Raw genomic sequence first — 15980 nt, forward strand, 5'->3', positions numbered from 1 at the left:
ATGGTGCGGTTCCTGGACGACGGCCGGATCGAGCTCGGCAACAACACCGTCGAGCGCGCCATCCGGCCGATCTGCCTCCGCCGCAAGAACGCGCTGTTCGCCTCCGGCGACGTTGGCGGGGCAAGATGGGCGGCCGTGGCCTCTCTGGTCGAGACCTGTAAGCTCAACAGCGTCGATCCGCAGCGCTACTTCACCGACGTGCTCAAACGCCTCGTCAACGGATGGCCCAACAGCCGCATCGACAAGCTCATGCCGTGGTGCTGGGCGAACCCCGACAAGGCCTGACCGTCAACCCGGCGCGCCGGGGGCCCCGTCGCTGCGCCTACCATCTATCTGCGTTGGAGCGTCGGCCGGGAGCAGGTGGATGCGCGCCTGCGCGCCATCGCGTGGCAGGTGCCGAAGGACGGGAAGGTCCATGTGCTGTCGGTGACCGACAAACAGTTCGAGACAATGGCGGTGTTCCGCGGCTCGGCCCGCGAGAAGCGGCGTAAGGGCACGCCGGATCAGTTGATGCTGTTCTAATGCAGCCATTTTGGATGACCCGACCTGCCCCTTCTCCTCTGTTGTTTCAGAGGATTGGGGCAGGGCGGAGCCTAGCCGATTGTGGAATGGGGCCAACTGCAACAATGGCGAAATGGTGCGGTCCCAGATTCGACCGGTAGACGGTCGAGATCCGCGACCAGCCGGCGCATCTCGGAGGAACTCTTTCGACGATTTCAATGCGTTAGAGCTTGTCGACTACATCACCCGAGTCCCAAGCTTCGGAGACTTCGGGGCCTCCGGAGAGCGATTTCTGGTGTCGTCGCATTCTCCAGCCCTCAAGCCATTGCGCCAAAACCCCAGGAAACCTGCGGTTCAGGGCGCCATTGGCGCATGGGAAATGTGAGGTTGGAAAACCGACTGGAGCCGGGCCGCGGATCCGGACCCATCCTTGCCTTGAGTTCGCGCCGATTTCCGGATAGATTTCCGGAATGCCAAAACAGCGACCTGTCCCTCCATCGAAATCCCGCCCAGCGTCCAGCGGGGCGCTCGCCGAGCACAGGCAGCGGCTGCGAAGCCGCGGGCTGCAGCGTCTTGAGGTGCAGGTCCGTGGCGAGGACGCCCCGCTGGTTCGTGCGATTGCCGCTGCCCTCACAGACCCCGGGCAGGCTGCTGAAGCGCGCGCGTTGCTGTTGCGCAGATTTGCTCCAGAGCCGGCCAGCAGCCTCAAGGAACTTCTTGCTTCCGCGCCGCTTGACGGGATTGACCTCGATCACCCGCGCGACATGGGGCGCACGGTCGAACTGTGACCTGGCTTGTCGACACGAATATCATCTCTGAAGTCCGGAAAGGGCCGCGCTGCCATCCTGCCGTCGAGGCGTGGTGGTCCAGCGTTGAGGATCGAGACCTCTTCCTCAGCACGCTGACCATTGGCGAGATCAGGAAGGGCGTGGAGGGTGTCCGGGGCCGAGATCCAGACAAGGCGCGTGCGCTCGAAGGATGGTTGCACGCTGTCGTAGCGGCGTTTGGGCCGCGCGTGCTGGGTGTCGACGCTGCCGTTGCGGAAAGCTGGGGACGGATCTCGGCCATCCGCTCCGTGCCCGTCGTTGACGCGCTCTTGGCTGCGACTGCGAGCGTGCACGGCTTGGTGCTGGTGACACGCAACGCTGCCGACGTCGGCGGCCTCGGCGTCCCTATCCTTAACCCCTTCGAGCCACCTGGATCTTAGCAGAAGCCCGGGCGGGGGCGGACATGGTGGCAACCAGCTGTCGATCACTTCGGCAGCGCCCGCGATCCCGGCAGGCACATACTCTCTTCATTGTCATGATCGAGGGCAGCGCATCAACGTACCCTCCCAGGAACTTCCCGCTACGGGATCAATGCGATCGGCCTGAGCCAATGCCCAAGCCGACCAATCTGCCGGTACCGCCGCTTCTGACCCGTCCGATCTGGCTGCCACCCTTTGCTGCACCGTCGCAAGGTATCGACGAATAGGCTCTGCTTGTTCCAAAGCATCAGCGCCGTCGAGCAGCACTTGGATCCGCTCCCTGGCGTTGGCTTCTCGACGAGCGATGCGTTCCCGCGCTGCGCGCTCTGCTGCCACGCGTGCGTCGCGAATACGGGCAGCGCGAGCCTCTATTTGATATTGATACTGCCGGATCGTCGCGTCACGCGCGTCCTCCTCAGCCCTCAGGAAGATGCTCCGGACTATATCGCTGAGCTGGCTTTCGAGTGGCGTCTTGTCATCACGCCAAGTTCGGATCGGTGGATCGCGATCGTGGCTATGGGTGACGATGTCAAAGCGTGGGTGGTCGCCCCCCTGACTTGAATGGCCGCGGCCACGGAAGAAGGGATCGCCGAACTGCTGCCCCTCGACCGCGAATAAGATGTGGAGCTATTGGCCTGCGACGCTGGTTCCAAATTTCTCACAGGCATGCGTGATACCGCTCACTTTGCCTCCGAGCCTCTCAACGGCGAGGAAGAATGCCGACAGGATACGGAGCCTTCGCTGCTGGATGGGTCGGCCAAATTTCGGGCCGTAATGGTCGCAGGAATGTAATCGTTGTCTGGATCCCATGGCGATGATGGCTTGAAGGTGTGGCGAAGCCTGGTTCAGCGCGTCGTTTGGAGGTGGCGCCAGTAGTCGCGGATGCCGCAGACGGCTTCGAGGACGTGGTGGTAGGCGCGGCCCTCGTGGTCGCGAACTTCCTGCGGCCGTCCAGCAATCAGCTTCTCGACCTCCTCGGCTTCCGAGCAGGCGATGATCGGCAGCATGAGGCCAACATGGTCGTTGCGCTCGAACATGGGGCGCCAGGCGACCGGCCAGCGCTTGACCGCGAACATGAAGCTGGCGGCCCAGGGCCGGGCGAGGACGGTGCCGTCGTCGGTGCGCATGTAGATCGGGCTCCAGCGCCGGCCTTGGTCGATGTGAAGGGCGCGATGGACGGCGTTGCGGTGATCCAGCACGGCCTCGGCGGCGGCGAGGCCCATGGGCGTGGTCGGCAGGCTTGGCCCGAAGATCATGCGGAGCCAGGCCTCGGTGGCGATGCGCTCGGGGCCGACGATGAGGGCGGCGCAGAAGCCGCTGATTGCGGAGACGGTCCAGTTGCGCCGCGCGATGTCGGGCTGGTCGGCGCGGGCCGGGGCGGGGAGCTGGTGCACGCCCTCCTCGCATCGCCGGCAGGCATAGCGCGGGCGGAGGGTGACGCGGACGCGCAGCTGCGCCGGCACCACGTCGAGCCGTTCCGACCGGTCCTCGCCGATGCGGCGCATGGCGATGCCGCAGCAGGGGCAGCCATGGTCGGGGAGATCGAGCACCTCCTCGATCCGCTCGAGATGTGCCGGCAGCGCGCCGCGGTTTCGGCGGCGCCGGCCGGCATCCTGGCGATCGCGGGGCTTGGCCGGCGTGTCGTTCGCGGGCTCGGGCAGCACCGGCATGTGGCCGAGTTCCAGGGCGAGTTGACCAACCTCGACGCGTTCGCTGCTCTGCCCGAAGCGGGCCCGCTGGAAGCCCTTGATGATCTGCTCAAGAGCCGCGATCCGGACCTCCGCCGCCTGCAACGCGGCGCCAGCAAGGCGGTCTCGTCGGGCTGGTCAGGGCTTTGCGGGATGTCGTCCGGCACAAGGGAATCGTCACCGATGCGCCCGCGTCGCGGCAAGCGGAAAACGACATCCGCGCAGCGATTAGGTGGCGCTCGGCCGCCAGGTCCGCTGCGGGTTTCGCCAGTCGATTCCTTCGAGCAGCATCGAGGCCTGGGCAGCTGACAGAGCGACGCTGCCGGTGCTCGTCACCGGCCAGGGGAAGTGGCCTTGCTCAAGCCGTTTCGCGAACAGGCACAGCCCCTGGCCATCGTGCCAGAGACACTTCACCAGCCGGCCGCGACGGCCGCGAAAAAGCCAGACCGCGCCGACAAAGGGATCCGCGCCGAAGGCCTGCTGCACCAATGCCGCCAGCCCATCCATGCCGTGTCGCATATCGGTGTGGCCGCAGGCCAGGAAAATGCGCGTCCCCGGCGCCGGGCCGATCTGTCCGGCGTCAGCACCCCTGGGACAGATGAGCGGAGTTGAGGAACGGAGGATCTCTGGCTCATCGTAACCGCCAGAAGAGTGAAGATAAGCCAGAAATCCTCCGTCCCCGCCCCGGCCAAGTCGCCGGCCGAGAAGGTGGTGCGCGACATCCGTCGCGCCACCCGCAAGCACCACTCGGCCGAGGACAAGATCCGCATCGTCCTTGAAGGCCTGCGCGGCGAGGAGAGTATTGCCGCCCTGTGCCGCCGCGAGGCCATCGCCGAGAGCCTGTACTACGCCTGGTCGAAGGAATTCCTGGAAGCCGGGAAGCGCTGCTTGGCGGGCGATACCGCCCGCGCCGCCACGACCGACGAGGTTAAGGACCTGCGCCAGGAGGCCCGCACGCTGAAAGAGATTGTCGCCGAACAGGCGCTCGAGCTGCGCTTGCTGAAAAAAAAGCATGATCGCGGCTGGGGATGACCGCACATGAGGTACCCGGCCCACGAGAAGCTCGAAATCCTACGCCTCGTCGAGCAGTCTCACCTGCCGGCACAGCTTACGCTGCGCCAATTGGGCGTGCCGCCGGCGACGTTCTACCGCTGGTACGACCGCTACCAGGGCAGTGGCCCGGAAGCCCTGGCCGACCGGCCTTCGCGGCCGGATCGCGTGTGGAATCGCATCCCGGACCAGACACGCGACAAATCATCGACCTGGCGCTGGCCAAGCCGGAATTGTCATCACGCGAACTCGCCGTGCGCTTCACCGAGCAGCAGCGCTACTTCGTCTCCGAAGCCTCGGTCTATCGCCTGCGCAAGGCGCACGGCCTGATCACCAGCCTGGCGTTCGTCGTGGTCAAGGCGGCCGAGGAGTTCCACACCAAGACCACCGCGCCCAACCAGCTGTGGCAGACCGACTTCACCTACCTCGAGCTCATCGGCTGGGGCTGGTTCTACCTCTCCACCGTGCTCGACGACTTCTCGCGCTACGTCATCGCCTGGAAGCTCTGCACCGGCATGGCCGCCAGCGACGTCACCGCGACGCCGGAGATGGCGCTCACCGCCTCAGGCTGCACCCAGGCCCGCGTGCGGCACCGACCGCGCCTGCTGTCCGACAACGGGCCCTGCTACATCGCGGGTGATCTTGCCGAATGGCTCGCCAGCAATGCCATGAGCCATGTCCGTGGCGCGCCCTGCCATCCGCAAACCCAGGGCAAGATCGAGCGCTGGCACCAAACCCTGGAGAACCGCATCCTGCTGGAGAACTACTACCTGCCGGGCGCCCTCGAGACGCAGGTCGAGGCCCTCGTCAAACACTACAACCATCAGCGCTACCACGAGAGCCTGCGCAATCTCACCCCGGCCGATGTCTACTTCGGCCGCGGCCAGACCATCCTGCTCGACCGTGAGCGCATCAAGCGGCAAGCCATCCAACAACGCCGCTTGATCCACCAGCAACACGCCGCCTAACCTCAAAACCCGATGCGCCAGAACCTCCGCTAGTGGAGCGCCCCCCATTTCGACCGGACACCTGGCGTAGCCCGGAGGGCCTAGGTTCAAGCCTAGGCGCACGCCTATGTCGAAGCCCATCGAACGCGTTGAAATCATCACCGGCCGCGAGCGTCGGCGGCGCTATTCTGCCGATGAGAAGGTCCGGCTGGTCGAGGAGACGACCTGGCCCGGCATGACGGTCTCCGCCGTCGCCCGGCGCCACGGCGTCTCCCCCAGCCTCCTGTTCGGATGGAGGCGGTGCATGGCCGAAGGAGGTCTTGAGGCGGTCCGGGCGGACGACGATGTCGTCGCCGCCAGTCGCGTCCGCGAGCTGGAGGCCAAGGTCCGCGAGCTAGAACGCCTGCTCGGCCGCAAGACTATGGAGACCGAGATCCTCCGCGAGGCCCTGGAGTACGCACGCCCAAAAAAACTCGCATTGCGCTTGCCGTCGCCGCCACCGGGCGGTTCCCGGTGAAGGCCGTGGCCGACACCCTCGGCGTGGCCCGCTCCAACCTCGCAGATCAGCTCCAGCACCCCGAGCGGCCTCGCCGCGGCCCCTACCGCCGCGAGGGCGACGACGAGCTGCTGGTGACCATCCGCGCCGTCACAGACCCTCGGCCGACCTACGGCTACCGCCGCATCACGGCCCTGCTGAACCGGGCCAGGCGGCGCTCAGGCGAGCCGCCGGTTAACCGAAAGCGCGTCCTGCGCCTCATGCGCCTCGCCGGCCTCACCCTGCAGCCCTGCACGGCGCGCCGCATCGGCCGCACCCATGAGGGCACGGTCGTGGCGCCAGCCTTCAACCAGCGCTGGGCGTCGGACGGGCTCAGCATCGGCTGCTGGAATGGCGAGACCGTGCACGTCGCGTTTGCCATAGACACCCACGACCGCGAGGTCATCTCCTGGGCCGCCACCACGGGAGGCGGCATCTCCGGCGAGATGGTGCGCGACATGATGCTCGATTGCGTCGAGCGCCGGTTCGGCAGCATCCGCGCCCCGCATCCCGTCCAGTGGCTGGCGGACAACGGATCGCCCTACACCGCGGGAGAGACCATCGATTTCGCCACGGCGCTCGGGCTGGTGGCGTGTTTCACGCCAGTCCGCAGCCCCGAGAGCAACGGGGTCTGCGAGGCATTCGTGAAGACCCTGAAGCGCGACTACGTCCGCGTGAACCCGTGCCCCGATGCCCTCTCCGTGCTCCGCCAGCTCCCCGTCTGGTTCGACGACTACAATGAGGTTCACCCCCACAGCGGCTTGCGCATGCGCTCGCCCCGTGAGTTCATCGCAATGCAGTCAGCCACCCAAGCCGAGTGTCCGGTTTGATGGGGTGCACTCCAGCTAGCCAACCGCGTCCGATGTCTCAAAGCATTCGACGACGGACATTTGGGCTGGCCGTTCTAGGTTCAAGGAAGAGTTAAGGGAGGGTCATCGTGCAACGCATCCTCTGCGCAACACGCGCGGCCGTTTCGAAGGTGGCCCCCAAGCTAATCATCGCACTCAGCGTGGGCCTAGCCGCACCGCAGGCTTCGGCCACCGATCAGCAGGTCGCGTTGGGCGAAGCGGCCTATGCTGAGGACTGCGCTTCCTGCCACCGCACTCCGGCGCGCTTCATGCGGCGCTACCTGGACATGCCGCTGCCGGAGCGCGCCGCGACACTCGACCGCTTCCTGCCGGACCACTATGTTCCGGATGCTGAGCGGCGGGCCGCCATCATCGCCTGGCTGATGACCTACCGGTCACGCTGAGCTAAGGGTCATAGCCCGCGCAGCGCGAAGACCAGGACACCGAGGGCCACCAGCACCAGCAGCCCTCGGATACGCCGGCGGAGTCGCCGCTCGGCTGCGGGCAAAGGCTCACGCATAGTCGAACAGTTCATAGACGAGGCGGGCGGAAGGCACGCCCAACGCCTCAAGGTCGCGCATCACGGACATGGTCATCGGCTCCGGGCCACAGATCATCACGGTGACGTCCTCCGCCGGCATGCCGCGCAGCAGTTCAGCCAACACCTCGCGGTCGGGACGGCCCTGCGCGACTCCCTCGGACGCGGCTTCCTCGGCCAGGAAGCGGCTGTGCCAGCCCCGCCGCTCCGCGATCGCCACCACCTCCGCACGGCAGACCAGGCGGTCTGACGTGCGCGCGCAATGCAGCAGCGCCACGGGGCGGGGATCATCCGTGGCGTCCAAGGCACGTACCAGCGACAGTATGGGCGCGATGCCAGCCCCGCCGGCGAGCAGCAGCAGCGGCCCAGGGCCGGCGCGCTCCAGCGTGAAGACCCCATGCGGCCCGTCGAGCCACACCGGGAGGCCGGTTGGCAGGGTACCGAGCGTGCGCGTGCGGTCGCCTGCCTCGCGAATCACGAAGTGCAGGTCGGACGCACCCGGCGCCGACGTGACCGAGAAGGGGTTGTCGTCCCAGGGGGGCGGCGCGACCGAAGGCGAGCCAGAAGAACTGGCCCGCAGCGAAGCGTGGCGGCGTGGGCCCCGTCACCGTGACGTCCCAGTAGCCCGGGCCGACCGGCGTCACGGCACCAATCCGCCATCCCGCGCGCGCCGCGCGCCAGGGCTTCCAGCCCCATGCCCAGGCCAGCAGAAGCGCCGCGCCGACAAGCCCCGCCCACCACAGCGCGCCGAGCGGGGGGAAGCTGGAATAGAGTCCGACCTCCAGCGCGTGCCACACACCGGCCCCGGCCGCGCCCAGCGCGCCCAACCCGTGCAGCAGCCGCCAATGCTGATAGGGGACGACTCGCCGGCCAAGCGCGAGCAACACGGTCGCGACCAGGGCGATCCAGGCGATCTTGCCCGTGGTCATGCGGGGGCTCGTGAACATCGCGTGCAACCGTGCAAGGCCGCGCGCCGGATCATCCAGCAGCAATGGCAGCACGAAAAGCACTGGATGCAGCAGCACCATGACGAGGACCAGGATCGCGGCGGCGCGATGAAAGCGCATGGTGACATCAATGCCACTGCGGCCGGAGACGAGGTTCCAGCGGCCAGAATGAGCAAATTGTAGCAGCAGCAGCGACAGGCCGACCAGGCCGAGCGCGATCCCCGCCTCCTCGTGCCAGCCACCGGGCTCCTCCGCCGCGGCGAGCGCCAGCAAAAGCGGCAGCCAAGCCAGCAGGACGAAGCCCAGCAACGCCGCGGCAACCGATAGCTTTCGACCCGTCTCGATCGGCGGTGTTGGTCTGGAGCCGTGGTGGGGCATCTTTACTTCCCAACAGTCGCGCTTCAGGCGCAGCGTATCCACCGTCTGGACATTCGGCGAAAGGCTGCGCCGTGTCAGGCGCGGACCGCGGCGACACCGTTGCTTGGTCCGCAGCGCGTCACGCCTCACAGTTCGGCAGCGTGACGCTATGGCCAGGCGCTATGCCACCGCGCTGCGGCCGGCAATCCGTCCCATGACCAGGCACAGGGTGAGCGCACCGCCGCCGATGTAATCCTCGAAGAAGGCGCCGCCCGCGCCCTCGCCGGCGGCGAACAGCCCCGGGATAACACGGCCATCCGGCTCCAGAACGCGCGCCGAAGAGTCGGTCATGACGCCGCCAAAAGTCAGCGTGATGCCGGGAACCAGCGGGTGCAGCGCGAAGAAGGGCGCCTGCTCCAGCTTGCGGGCCAGCGTCCGCTTGGGTGGTGTGGCCCCCGGCGCGGCGCCGTCCTGCACCGCGGCGTTGAAGGCGGCGATGGTGCGGGCCGTCGCCTCCGGCGGCAAGCCGACCTTGGCGGCCAGCGCCTCAATCGTGTCGGCCTGGTGCACGTCGAGGCCGAGGCGGCGGAAGTTCCCGACCACGCCCGCCACCGCCTCGATTTCGGCGATCCGTTGGTCGAACACCAAAGTGGTCAGCCCCTGCGGCTGTGTCAGCACCGCCTTGCCGAGCGCGACATAGCCGCGTGACTCATCGACGAAGCGCTCCCCCGCGCGGTTGATGCTGAGCGCGTAGGGGATGGCGAAGGCAGGCTGTCCCGCGGCGGTCGAATCCGGGTCCACCGCCGCGATGTGCAGCGCCATCATCCCGCCCATGCCGCGCAGGCCCGCACCTGCGGCCTCGGCCATTCGGTGGCCGTCGCCGGTGGCGCCGCGGTAGCCGCGCACCATCAGCGCGCCGGCATTCGGATCGGCGAAGGCCTCGAGCATGGCGGTATTTGCCGCGTAGCCGCCGGCGGCGACCACGACCGTCCGGCCAAGGTAATCCACCAGGCCCTCCGACCCAGCCGCGCGTACGCCGCCGATATGGCCCCGGCTGTCCATCACGAATTCGCGTGCCTTCACGCCAAGGACGAAGCGCCCGCCGCGCGCCTCGATGCGCAGGCGCATGGCCTGGAACAGCACGGGCATGCCGCGCCAGGCACCCGGCCCGACGGTCCGCACGGCCACGCGGAACGGCGCGCTCTCACCCTCCGGCCCGAAGGATACGCCGTTGCGCTCGAGCCAGGCGACGTTGTCGCGAACATGGTTGGCCATCAGCGTGAAGATCTCGGCGTTGCCGCGCCCCTTTCCGATGCGCTCGTATTCGCGGGCGAAGTCCTGCCGCGCCGCCGCGGAATCGCCCAGCGGCAGCGCAAAGATGCCGGCGGCCAGGATCGAGTTGCCGCCGAGACGTGCCGCCTTGTCCAGCACGATCACGGATGCGCCACGTTCGGCTGCCTCCAGCGCGGCCGCGCAGCCAGCCATGCCGCCGCCGATCACGATCACATCCGCGCGCTGCTGCGCCTGTGGCGCGGGTAGGGTGGCCGCCTGTGCGCCGCCGAACGCCGCCATTCCAGCGCCGAGCCCGATGCTCGCCGCCGACAGCAAGCCGCGGCGATTCGGGTTGTGCGATGTTCCATCTGTCATTTGGCTCTCCCTATTTGATGCGTTTGCGTCCCTTGCGGGGGGTCCCCGGCGCGAACGCCTCAAACCGGCAGTGAAATCCGCACCCGACAAAGGCTGGGCTCCGGCCCGCGGCGCGCGCCACATTGGTGCGGTCCGAGGTGCGAGGATGCACCCGGGCATGGCGCCGCGTATGAATTGGACGATAGGGGAGTTCGGCGGCGAGTTGCCTTGACTTGGATCAATCTGGTCAGAGCTGGTAACGGAGGGAACCGGTCGGCCCTTCATCACCCGACATTCGACGGAGCTTCGCGCCGCGGGCGATGGATGCCGGTGCGGTCCAGACGCATTGGGAGAACCATGCGCCCTGCATGCGGTTCGCCATGCCGCTTGATGCGCATCAATGCAGCACGCCGCGATGTCGGGCGTTAATCCGTCTTGCCAAAGAAATCCGCCTAAGAAAATGGAGGACCAGATGCCCCAGATCGATGGCCAGCACGAAAGCCAGCTCCGCGAAATCGCCTACTTCCTGTGGATCGACGAAGGATGCCCGGAAGGGCGCGCCGAAGATCACTGGATGCTCGCCTGCGGCATGCTGAGCGTGCGGGCAGCGTCCGCGCCAGAGGAGGAGGCCAAGACGCCCCCCCCGGTGGGCAAGGCCTCCCCAAACACGTCGGCCACGGTCGAGGCCCCGACCAAGTCTTGAATGCGGCCCGCCCCGACCCGCAGGGCCGGAACGCGCGTGACCACCAAGCTCGCCCTTGGACCGACCAGGGGCGGCCGACGCCGCCAGCAGAGTCTCGCATCTCCAGTCTGCAACGTGGCCTGCGCTTGGGACTGATCGAGCGGCTCGGCCTTGGGTGCAGCAGCCACACTCATGTCGTGACGACGGTCCGGCCTGCCGCCGCCAAAACCCGGTACAAGCGACTTGCGCAGATCGGAGATCCTGGAGGAACACCCCATGTCGGACGTCGACATCGTTTGGTTTGGTGAACTTGGGCTCAAGGATGTACCGAGTGTGGGCGGCAAGAACGCCTCGCTTGGCGAGATGGCTCGCAGCCTGGCAAAGCAGGGTGTCAGCGTGCCGGATGGCTTCGCGACCACCGCCAGCGCCTACCGGGACTATGTCGCCGCCAACGGGATCGAGGCGCCGCTGCGCACGCGTCTCGCCGCCCTCGCAGCCGGGCAGGAGACGCTGCAGGAGGCGGGCGAGGCGATCCGCGCCATGTTCCTGGCGGGGCAGTTCCCGCCGGCCATCGCAGAGGCCATACGCACCGCCTATCGCGAGCTTGGCCGCCGCCGCGGCGGTGCGGCGGCGCCCGCCGTCGCCGTCCGCAGCAGCGCCACCGCCGAGGATCTGCCGCAGGCCAGCTTCGCCGGTCAGCAGGAGAGCTTTCTCAACGTGCGCGGCGAGCAGGAGCTGCTCGACACCTGCCGCCGCTGCTACGCCTCGCTCTTCACCGACCGCGCCATCAGCTACCGCCAGGCGCAGGGCTTCGACCACCTCGATGTCGCGCTGTCGATCGGCGTGCAGACGATGGTACGCTCGGACCTGGCGGGCTCGGGCGTGATGTTTTCCATCGATACCGAAACCGGCTTCCCCGGCGCCGTGGTCATCAGCGCCGCTTGGGGGTTGGGCGAGACGGTGGTGCAGGGCACGGTGGAGACTGACAAGTACCTCGTGTTCAAGCAGCTGCTCGATGAGCCCCGCTTCACGCCGATCCTGGAAAAGTCGCGCGGCGCGAAGGATCAAAAGATGATCTACGCTTCCGGCGGCAGCGCGCGCACCGCGATGGTGGAAACCACGCGGCGCGAGCGCGAGGGCTTGGTGCTGGACGATGCCGAGATCCTGCAACTGGCCCGCTGGGCCGTGGCCATCGAGCGGCACTACGGCCGGCCGATGGACATGGAATGGGCCAAGGATGGCGAGACCCAAGCGTTGCACATCGTGCAGGCGCGACCGGAGACCGTTCAGGCGCAACGCGCGGCATCGAGCGGCCTGCGCACCTGGCGGCTCAAGGATCGCCGGGCGCGGCCACTGCTCAACGGGGCCGCCGTCGGCGACGCGATCGCGACGGGCAATGTCTGCCTGATCCGCGGCCCGCGGGACATCGCGCAGTTCCGCGACGGCGCCATCCTGGTGACGGAGGCAACCGATCCCGACTGGGTGCCCATCATGAAGCGCGCCGCGGGCATCGTCACCGACCAGGGCGGCCCGACCAGCCATGCCGCGATCGTCAGCCGCGAATTGGGCCTGCCCGCCGTGGTGGGCACCCGCGTTGCGACGGCGACGCTGCGTGATGGCCAGGCGGTGACGCTGTCCTGCGCGGAGGGCGACCAGGGCCATGTCTATGCGGGAACGCTCGAATTCTCCGTAGCGGACATCGACCTGGCGGGGCTGCCCCAGACCCGCACGAAGATGATGTTGAACCTGGCCAACCCCGCCGCGGCGCTGCGCTGGTGGCGGCTGCCCTCCGCGGGCGTGGGGCTGGCGCGGATGGAGTTCATCATCAACGCCCATATCCGCATCCACCCCATGGCGCTCGTTCATTTCGACCGCGTGGCGGAGCCCGCTGCGCGGCAGGAGATCGAGACGCTGACGCGCGGCTTTGCCGACAAGACGGAGTTCTTCGTGGACAGGCTTGCGCGCGGCATTGCCAAGCTCGCGGCGCCCTTCCACCCGAACCCCGTCATTGTCCGGCTGAGCGACTTCAAGAGCAACGAATACGCGCATCTCATCGGCGGCACCGTCTTCGAGCCGGTGGAGGAAAACCCGATGCTCGGGCTGCGCGGGGCGTCGCGCTATTACAGTGAGCGTTACCGCGAAGCCTTCGCCCTGGAATGCCGCGCCCTCGTGCGTGTCCGGGAGGAGATCGGTCTGGACAATGTGGTCGTCATGGTGCCGTTCTGCCGCACCCCCGCCGAGGCCGACCAGGTGCTGGCGGAGATGGCGCGGCACGGGCTGGAACGCGGCCACGACGGGCTACTTGTGTATGTCATGTGCGAAATCCCCTCCAACGTGATCCTGGCGGAGGAGTTCGCGGCGCGTTTCGATGGCTTCTCCATCGGCTCCAACGACCTCACGCAGTTGGTGCTCGGTGTGGACCGGGATTCCGCGGAACTGCGCGGCCTGTTCGATGAGCGCGATGCTGCAGTGACACGGATGATCGCCGATGTCATCGCGCGCGCCCATGCCTGCGGCGTGACCGTCGGCATCTGCGGGGAGGCGCCGAGCAACCATCCCGAATTCGCCGCCTTCCTCGTGGAGCACGGCATTGATTCGATCTCGGTCAACCCGGACAGCTTTGCCGCGACGGTGCCGCGGGTCGCGGCTGCCGAGACGAGGCCCGACGCGCAAGGAGGAGGAAGGGCATGACGACGCAGACCGTGCTGGCTGAGGTCGCGGCCGAGCGGACGCGACAAGACGCGCAGTGGGGCGGGGCGGGGCGCGACGACGCCCTTGCGCTTCCCGGCTTCGTGCAACTAATCGGGGACTATGCCGGATGGGCGCGGGTGAAGGCGCGCGAGGGCTCCATGGTCGAGGCGCGGCAGCGAATGGTGCAGGTGGCAGCGCTGGCGGTGGCGGCTTTGGAGAGCATGGACCGGCAGGCGACCGGCAGCGCGCCCGAGGCTGGAAGGGGCGAGAGCCTCCGGTGGGAGTGATCTAAGGGCGTATACGCTATGGGTGATCTGCCGGATAGACCAGTGAGGTCACCGACCGACACCGCCTGCGCTGCGCTGCTCTGGAGCCCACCAGGCCGGCCGCCTTAGGGCCGGCCGCATACCTGCCCCGACAGGCCGGGAGGTATGGCGGAGGGAAAGCGCTTTTGGCCGGCGCGCCCCTTCCCTGTATCGGTGGTCCTAAGACCTGGCCGTCACGGCAACCGGTGTTATTCGACCACACGGCTGCATCGAGTTCGATGAATCGCGTGGACGACACCAGCGACGCTGTTGGCAGGTCGCCCGCCCGCGCCCCGTTCACCGTGACGTCGAGCAGCGCGGTCGCCCCCGGCGCCAGGCTCGGCAGATCCCAGGAGACCTCAGCGGCAAACTCCCGCCGCCCCGAGCCGAACCGCGCCGCCGTCTGCAACGGCGTGCCGTTCAGCACCGCAGGTGCCGCCTCCGGCAGCCCGTAGAGCCGGAGCGATTGCAGGTCGATCGGCCCGTCGAAGCCGATCACCGCCACCTCCGCATAGGTCACGGACGCGCCGACGCGGATGGTCTGCCGCCGATTGAAGTTCGCATCATCCATCGGCGCGCTGGCGTTCCAGCCCTTCGCCGGCCCGTTCCACTGCATGGTGGTGATGGAGGCCAGCACGTCGCCCGCAATGTCCTCGCGGACATTCCCCGCCCCATCGAACACGCGCACGAACAACCGCCCTCCCGAGGCGCCGCTCGTCAGCCAATGCGCCAGCGCGAATTTCTTTGCCTGGGAGGTGTCGAGCATCCACCCCAGCCCGCGGTTCGCCGCCAGCGTCACGGCGCGGTCGGTCGGGGTCATGTCCGTCTGCCCGTTGAAGCAGGAATGCGCCATGAAGGTCGCGGTGGTGGTGGAGGTGGCGATGGTGATCAGTCCTTCCACGCCGTCCTCGGTCGCCGACTGCCGGAACGCCGCCGCGCGGGTGTTCGGCACGCCGGCCAGGAAGCGCTGGAACCGCGACGCCGGCGCCCGGTGCCGACTGATCACCGCATTGCGGCAGCGATTGGCCGTCGCCGTATAGACGATGCCGACCAGGTAGGTGTTGGTCCAGGCGACATCGTACTCGCAGTCCTGCGCCCCGGCGGTGTGCCGTGCCGCCAGGGGCGAGCACGGTGATGCCGATATCGGCCTTGGAGGACCAGTCCGACTGAGTGGCGCGGATGACGTTCAGCCTGGTGTAGAGCTTCTCCGCATTCCGGCGGGTGGCGCCATCGCCGAGCACCAGTACGGAGGTGGGCGCCGTGCCGGTGTAGCGGATGGTGCCCTGCATGATCAGGCCGCGCGCCCCGCCTGGCAGCGTCACGGTGCCGGAGACGTTCCAGATCCCGGGTGGGATCATCGCGAATTTCTGGCCTGCGCCCGCGCGATCGAAGGCCGCCTGGATGGCGGTGCGATCATCGGCCACGCCGTCGCCGAGCCCACCGAAGTCGTTGGGCAGCACGGCCTCGCGGTCGCGCAGGTACTTCGCAAAGTCGCTCTTGTTGAGGTTGGCGTTGAGGACCAGCAGGTCGTCAATGCGTGCCGGCATTTTTCCCGAATCTCCGATCAGAGTGCGGTGGCGGTGATCGGGCCGGCTAAGGCCGAGACGTTCCTGAGCCCGCCCCCTTGATGCCCGGACACGGTCTCGCACTTCCGTAAGGGGTAGGCGTATGTCTGTGTCTATGACTGACAGTTCGCCCAAGGGGGAGGTCATCACCTCCGTCCAGCGCCGTCGGAGATGGTCGGCGGCCGGGAAGATGCGCATGGTCGAGCAGACTTACGCGCCGGGTGTCTCGGTGAGTTCGGTGGCCCGCCAGCACGGGGTGAACCCGAACCAGCTCTTCTCCTGGCGTCGCCTGGCGGCCGAGGGCGCCTACACCGCGGCGGCGGCTGGCGAGGAGGTGGTTCCCGCCTCTGAGCATCGGGCGCTGCAGCGACAGATCCATGAACTGCATCGGCTGTTGGGCAAAAAGACGCTGGAGGCGGAGATCCTCAAGGAGGCCCTGCAGCAGGTCGGCCCA

19 protein-coding genes and 1 pseudogene are annotated in these 15980 nt (G+C 67.7%); 14 read left to right on the forward strand and 6 right to left on the reverse strand.

Annotated features, from left to right (window positions below; translation table 11 throughout):
* The 5 genes from ACFHPP_RS28105 to ACFHPP_RS28125 form a co-directional block, all read left to right on the forward strand.
* On the forward strand, nucleotides 1–285 hold a 285-nt coding region (locus ACFHPP_RS28105), incomplete at its 5' end, for a transposase domain-containing protein (protein ID WP_437166551.1).
* Between the two features lie 75 nt (nucleotides 286–360).
* Nucleotides 361–522 (forward strand): hypothetical protein, encoded by a 162-nt coding sequence (locus tag ACFHPP_RS28110; protein WP_437166552.1) that lies wholly within the window; start codon nucleotides 361–363, stop codon nucleotides 520–522.
* A 557-nt stretch (nucleotides 523–1079) separates the two neighbouring features.
* A complete protein-coding gene (locus ACFHPP_RS28115; RefSeq protein WP_437166553.1) occupies nucleotides 1080–1289 on the forward strand; it encodes a hypothetical protein in 210 nt (69 codons plus the stop codon).
* Nucleotides 1286–1708 carry a type II toxin-antitoxin system VapC family toxin gene (locus ACFHPP_RS28120; RefSeq protein WP_437166554.1) on the forward strand — a complete coding sequence of 141 codons (423 nt, stop codon included), beginning with the start codon at nucleotides 1286–1288 and terminating at the stop codon, nucleotides 1706–1708. The genes ACFHPP_RS28115 and ACFHPP_RS28120 overlap by 4 nt, the downstream gene beginning before the upstream one ends.
* 273 nt (nucleotides 1709–1981) lie before the next feature.
* Entirely contained in the window at nucleotides 1982–2308 is a 327-nt protein-coding gene (locus ACFHPP_RS28125) for a hypothetical protein (RefSeq protein ID WP_437166555.1), read from the forward strand.
* 284 nt (nucleotides 2309–2592) lie between these two features.
* On the opposite strand, the gene ACFHPP_RS28130 is transcribed toward ACFHPP_RS28125, so the two are convergent.
* Nucleotides 2593–3540 carry a UPF0149 family protein gene (locus ACFHPP_RS28130; RefSeq protein WP_437166556.1) on the reverse strand — a complete coding sequence of 316 codons (948 nt, stop codon included), beginning with the start codon at nucleotides 3538–3540 and terminating at the stop codon, nucleotides 2593–2595.
* A gap of 123 nt (nucleotides 3541–3663) precedes the next feature.
* Nucleotides 3664–4059, reverse strand: coding sequence for an IS66 family insertion sequence element accessory protein TnpB (gene tnpB, locus ACFHPP_RS28135; RefSeq protein WP_437166569.1), 396 nt, complete (start codon nucleotides 4057–4059; stop codon nucleotides 3664–3666).
* A 33-nt stretch (nucleotides 4060–4092) separates the two neighbouring features.
* On the opposite strand from tnpB, the pseudogene ACFHPP_RS28140 reads away from it, so the two are divergent.
* The 3 genes and pseudogenes from ACFHPP_RS28140 (at nucleotide 4093) to ACFHPP_RS28150 (ending at nucleotide 7219) form a co-directional block, all read left to right on the forward strand.
* Nucleotides 4093–5453: pseudogene (locus ACFHPP_RS28140) on the forward strand (IS3 family transposase).
* A 106-nt stretch (nucleotides 5454–5559) separates the two neighbouring features.
* A protein-coding gene (locus ACFHPP_RS28145; protein WP_437166557.1) for an IS3 family transposase occupies nucleotides 5560–6797 on the forward strand; the annotation gives its coding sequence in 2 pieces (ribosomal slippage) (nucleotides 5560–5896 and nucleotides 5896–6797; 1239 coding nt in all).
* A gap of 107 nt (nucleotides 6798–6904) precedes the next feature.
* On the forward strand, nucleotides 6905–7219 hold the full coding sequence (locus ACFHPP_RS28150; RefSeq protein WP_437166558.1) for a hypothetical protein: 315 nt from the start codon (nucleotides 6905–6907) through the stop codon (nucleotides 7217–7219).
* Between the two features lie 108 nt (nucleotides 7220–7327).
* Here the strand turns inward: ACFHPP_RS28150 and ACFHPP_RS28155 are convergent, their stop codons facing one another.
* From ACFHPP_RS28155 to ACFHPP_RS28165, 3 genes are all read right to left on the reverse strand, one after another.
* A complete protein-coding gene (locus ACFHPP_RS28155) occupies nucleotides 7328–7657 on the reverse strand; it encodes a hypothetical protein (protein ID WP_437166559.1) in 330 nt (109 codons plus the stop codon).
* A complete protein-coding gene (locus ACFHPP_RS28160; protein ID WP_437166560.1) occupies nucleotides 7641–8678 on the reverse strand; it encodes a ferric reductase-like transmembrane domain-containing protein in 1038 nt (345 codons plus the stop codon). The genes ACFHPP_RS28155 and ACFHPP_RS28160 overlap by 17 nt, the downstream gene beginning before the upstream one ends.
* 159 nt (nucleotides 8679–8837) lie before the next feature.
* The gene (locus tag ACFHPP_RS28165; protein ID WP_437166561.1) at nucleotides 8838–10304 is read right to left on the reverse strand and encodes an FAD-dependent oxidoreductase; all 1467 of its coding nucleotides are present in this window, start codon (nucleotides 10302–10304) and stop codon (nucleotides 8838–8840) included.
* Between the two features lie 451 nt (nucleotides 10305–10755).
* On the opposite strand from ACFHPP_RS28165, the gene ACFHPP_RS28170 reads away from it, so the two are divergent.
* The 3 genes from ACFHPP_RS28170 (at nucleotide 10756) to ACFHPP_RS28180 (ending at nucleotide 13943) form a co-directional block, all read left to right on the forward strand.
* Nucleotides 10756–10986 (forward strand): DUF2934 domain-containing protein, encoded by a 231-nt coding sequence (locus tag ACFHPP_RS28170; RefSeq protein ID WP_437166562.1) that lies wholly within the window; start codon nucleotides 10756–10758, stop codon nucleotides 10984–10986.
* Nucleotides 10987–11298: 312 nt separating this feature from the next.
* On the forward strand, nucleotides 11299–13656 hold the full coding sequence (gene ppsA, locus ACFHPP_RS28175; RefSeq protein WP_437166563.1) for a phosphoenolpyruvate synthase: 2358 nt from the start codon (nucleotides 11299–11301) through the stop codon (nucleotides 13654–13656).
* Nucleotides 13653–13943, forward strand: a complete 291-nt coding sequence (locus tag ACFHPP_RS28180) for a hypothetical protein (RefSeq protein WP_437166564.1) — start codon at nucleotides 13653–13655, stop codon at nucleotides 13941–13943. Before ppsA ends, ACFHPP_RS28180 begins: the two co-directional genes overlap by 4 nt.
* 16 nt (nucleotides 13944–13959) lie before the next feature.
* On the opposite strand, the gene ACFHPP_RS28185 is transcribed toward ACFHPP_RS28180, so the two are convergent.
* Nucleotides 13960–14781, reverse strand: coding sequence for a hypothetical protein (locus ACFHPP_RS28185; RefSeq protein ID WP_437166565.1), 822 nt, complete (start codon nucleotides 14779–14781; stop codon nucleotides 13960–13962).
* Nucleotides 14782–14812: 31 nt separating this feature from the next.
* On the opposite strand from ACFHPP_RS28185, the gene ACFHPP_RS28190 reads away from it, so the two are divergent.
* The 3 genes from ACFHPP_RS28190 to ACFHPP_RS28200 all read left to right on the forward strand — a co-directional run.
* Nucleotides 14813–15001 (forward strand): hypothetical protein, encoded by a 189-nt coding sequence (locus ACFHPP_RS28190; protein ID WP_437166566.1) that lies wholly within the window; start codon nucleotides 14813–14815, stop codon nucleotides 14999–15001.
* A gap of 21 nt (nucleotides 15002–15022) precedes the next feature.
* On the forward strand, nucleotides 15023–15589 hold the full coding sequence (locus ACFHPP_RS28195; protein ID WP_437166567.1) for a hypothetical protein: 567 nt from the start codon (nucleotides 15023–15025) through the stop codon (nucleotides 15587–15589).
* Between the two features lie 52 nt (nucleotides 15590–15641).
* On the forward strand, nucleotides 15642–15980 hold a 339-nt coding region (locus tag ACFHPP_RS28200; RefSeq protein WP_437166568.1), incomplete at its 3' end, for a transposase.

The organism is Falsiroseomonas sp. E2-1-a20, from assembly GCF_051433195.1.
Classification (GTDB): Bacteria; Pseudomonadota; Alphaproteobacteria; order Acetobacterales; family Acetobacteraceae; genus Falsiroseomonas.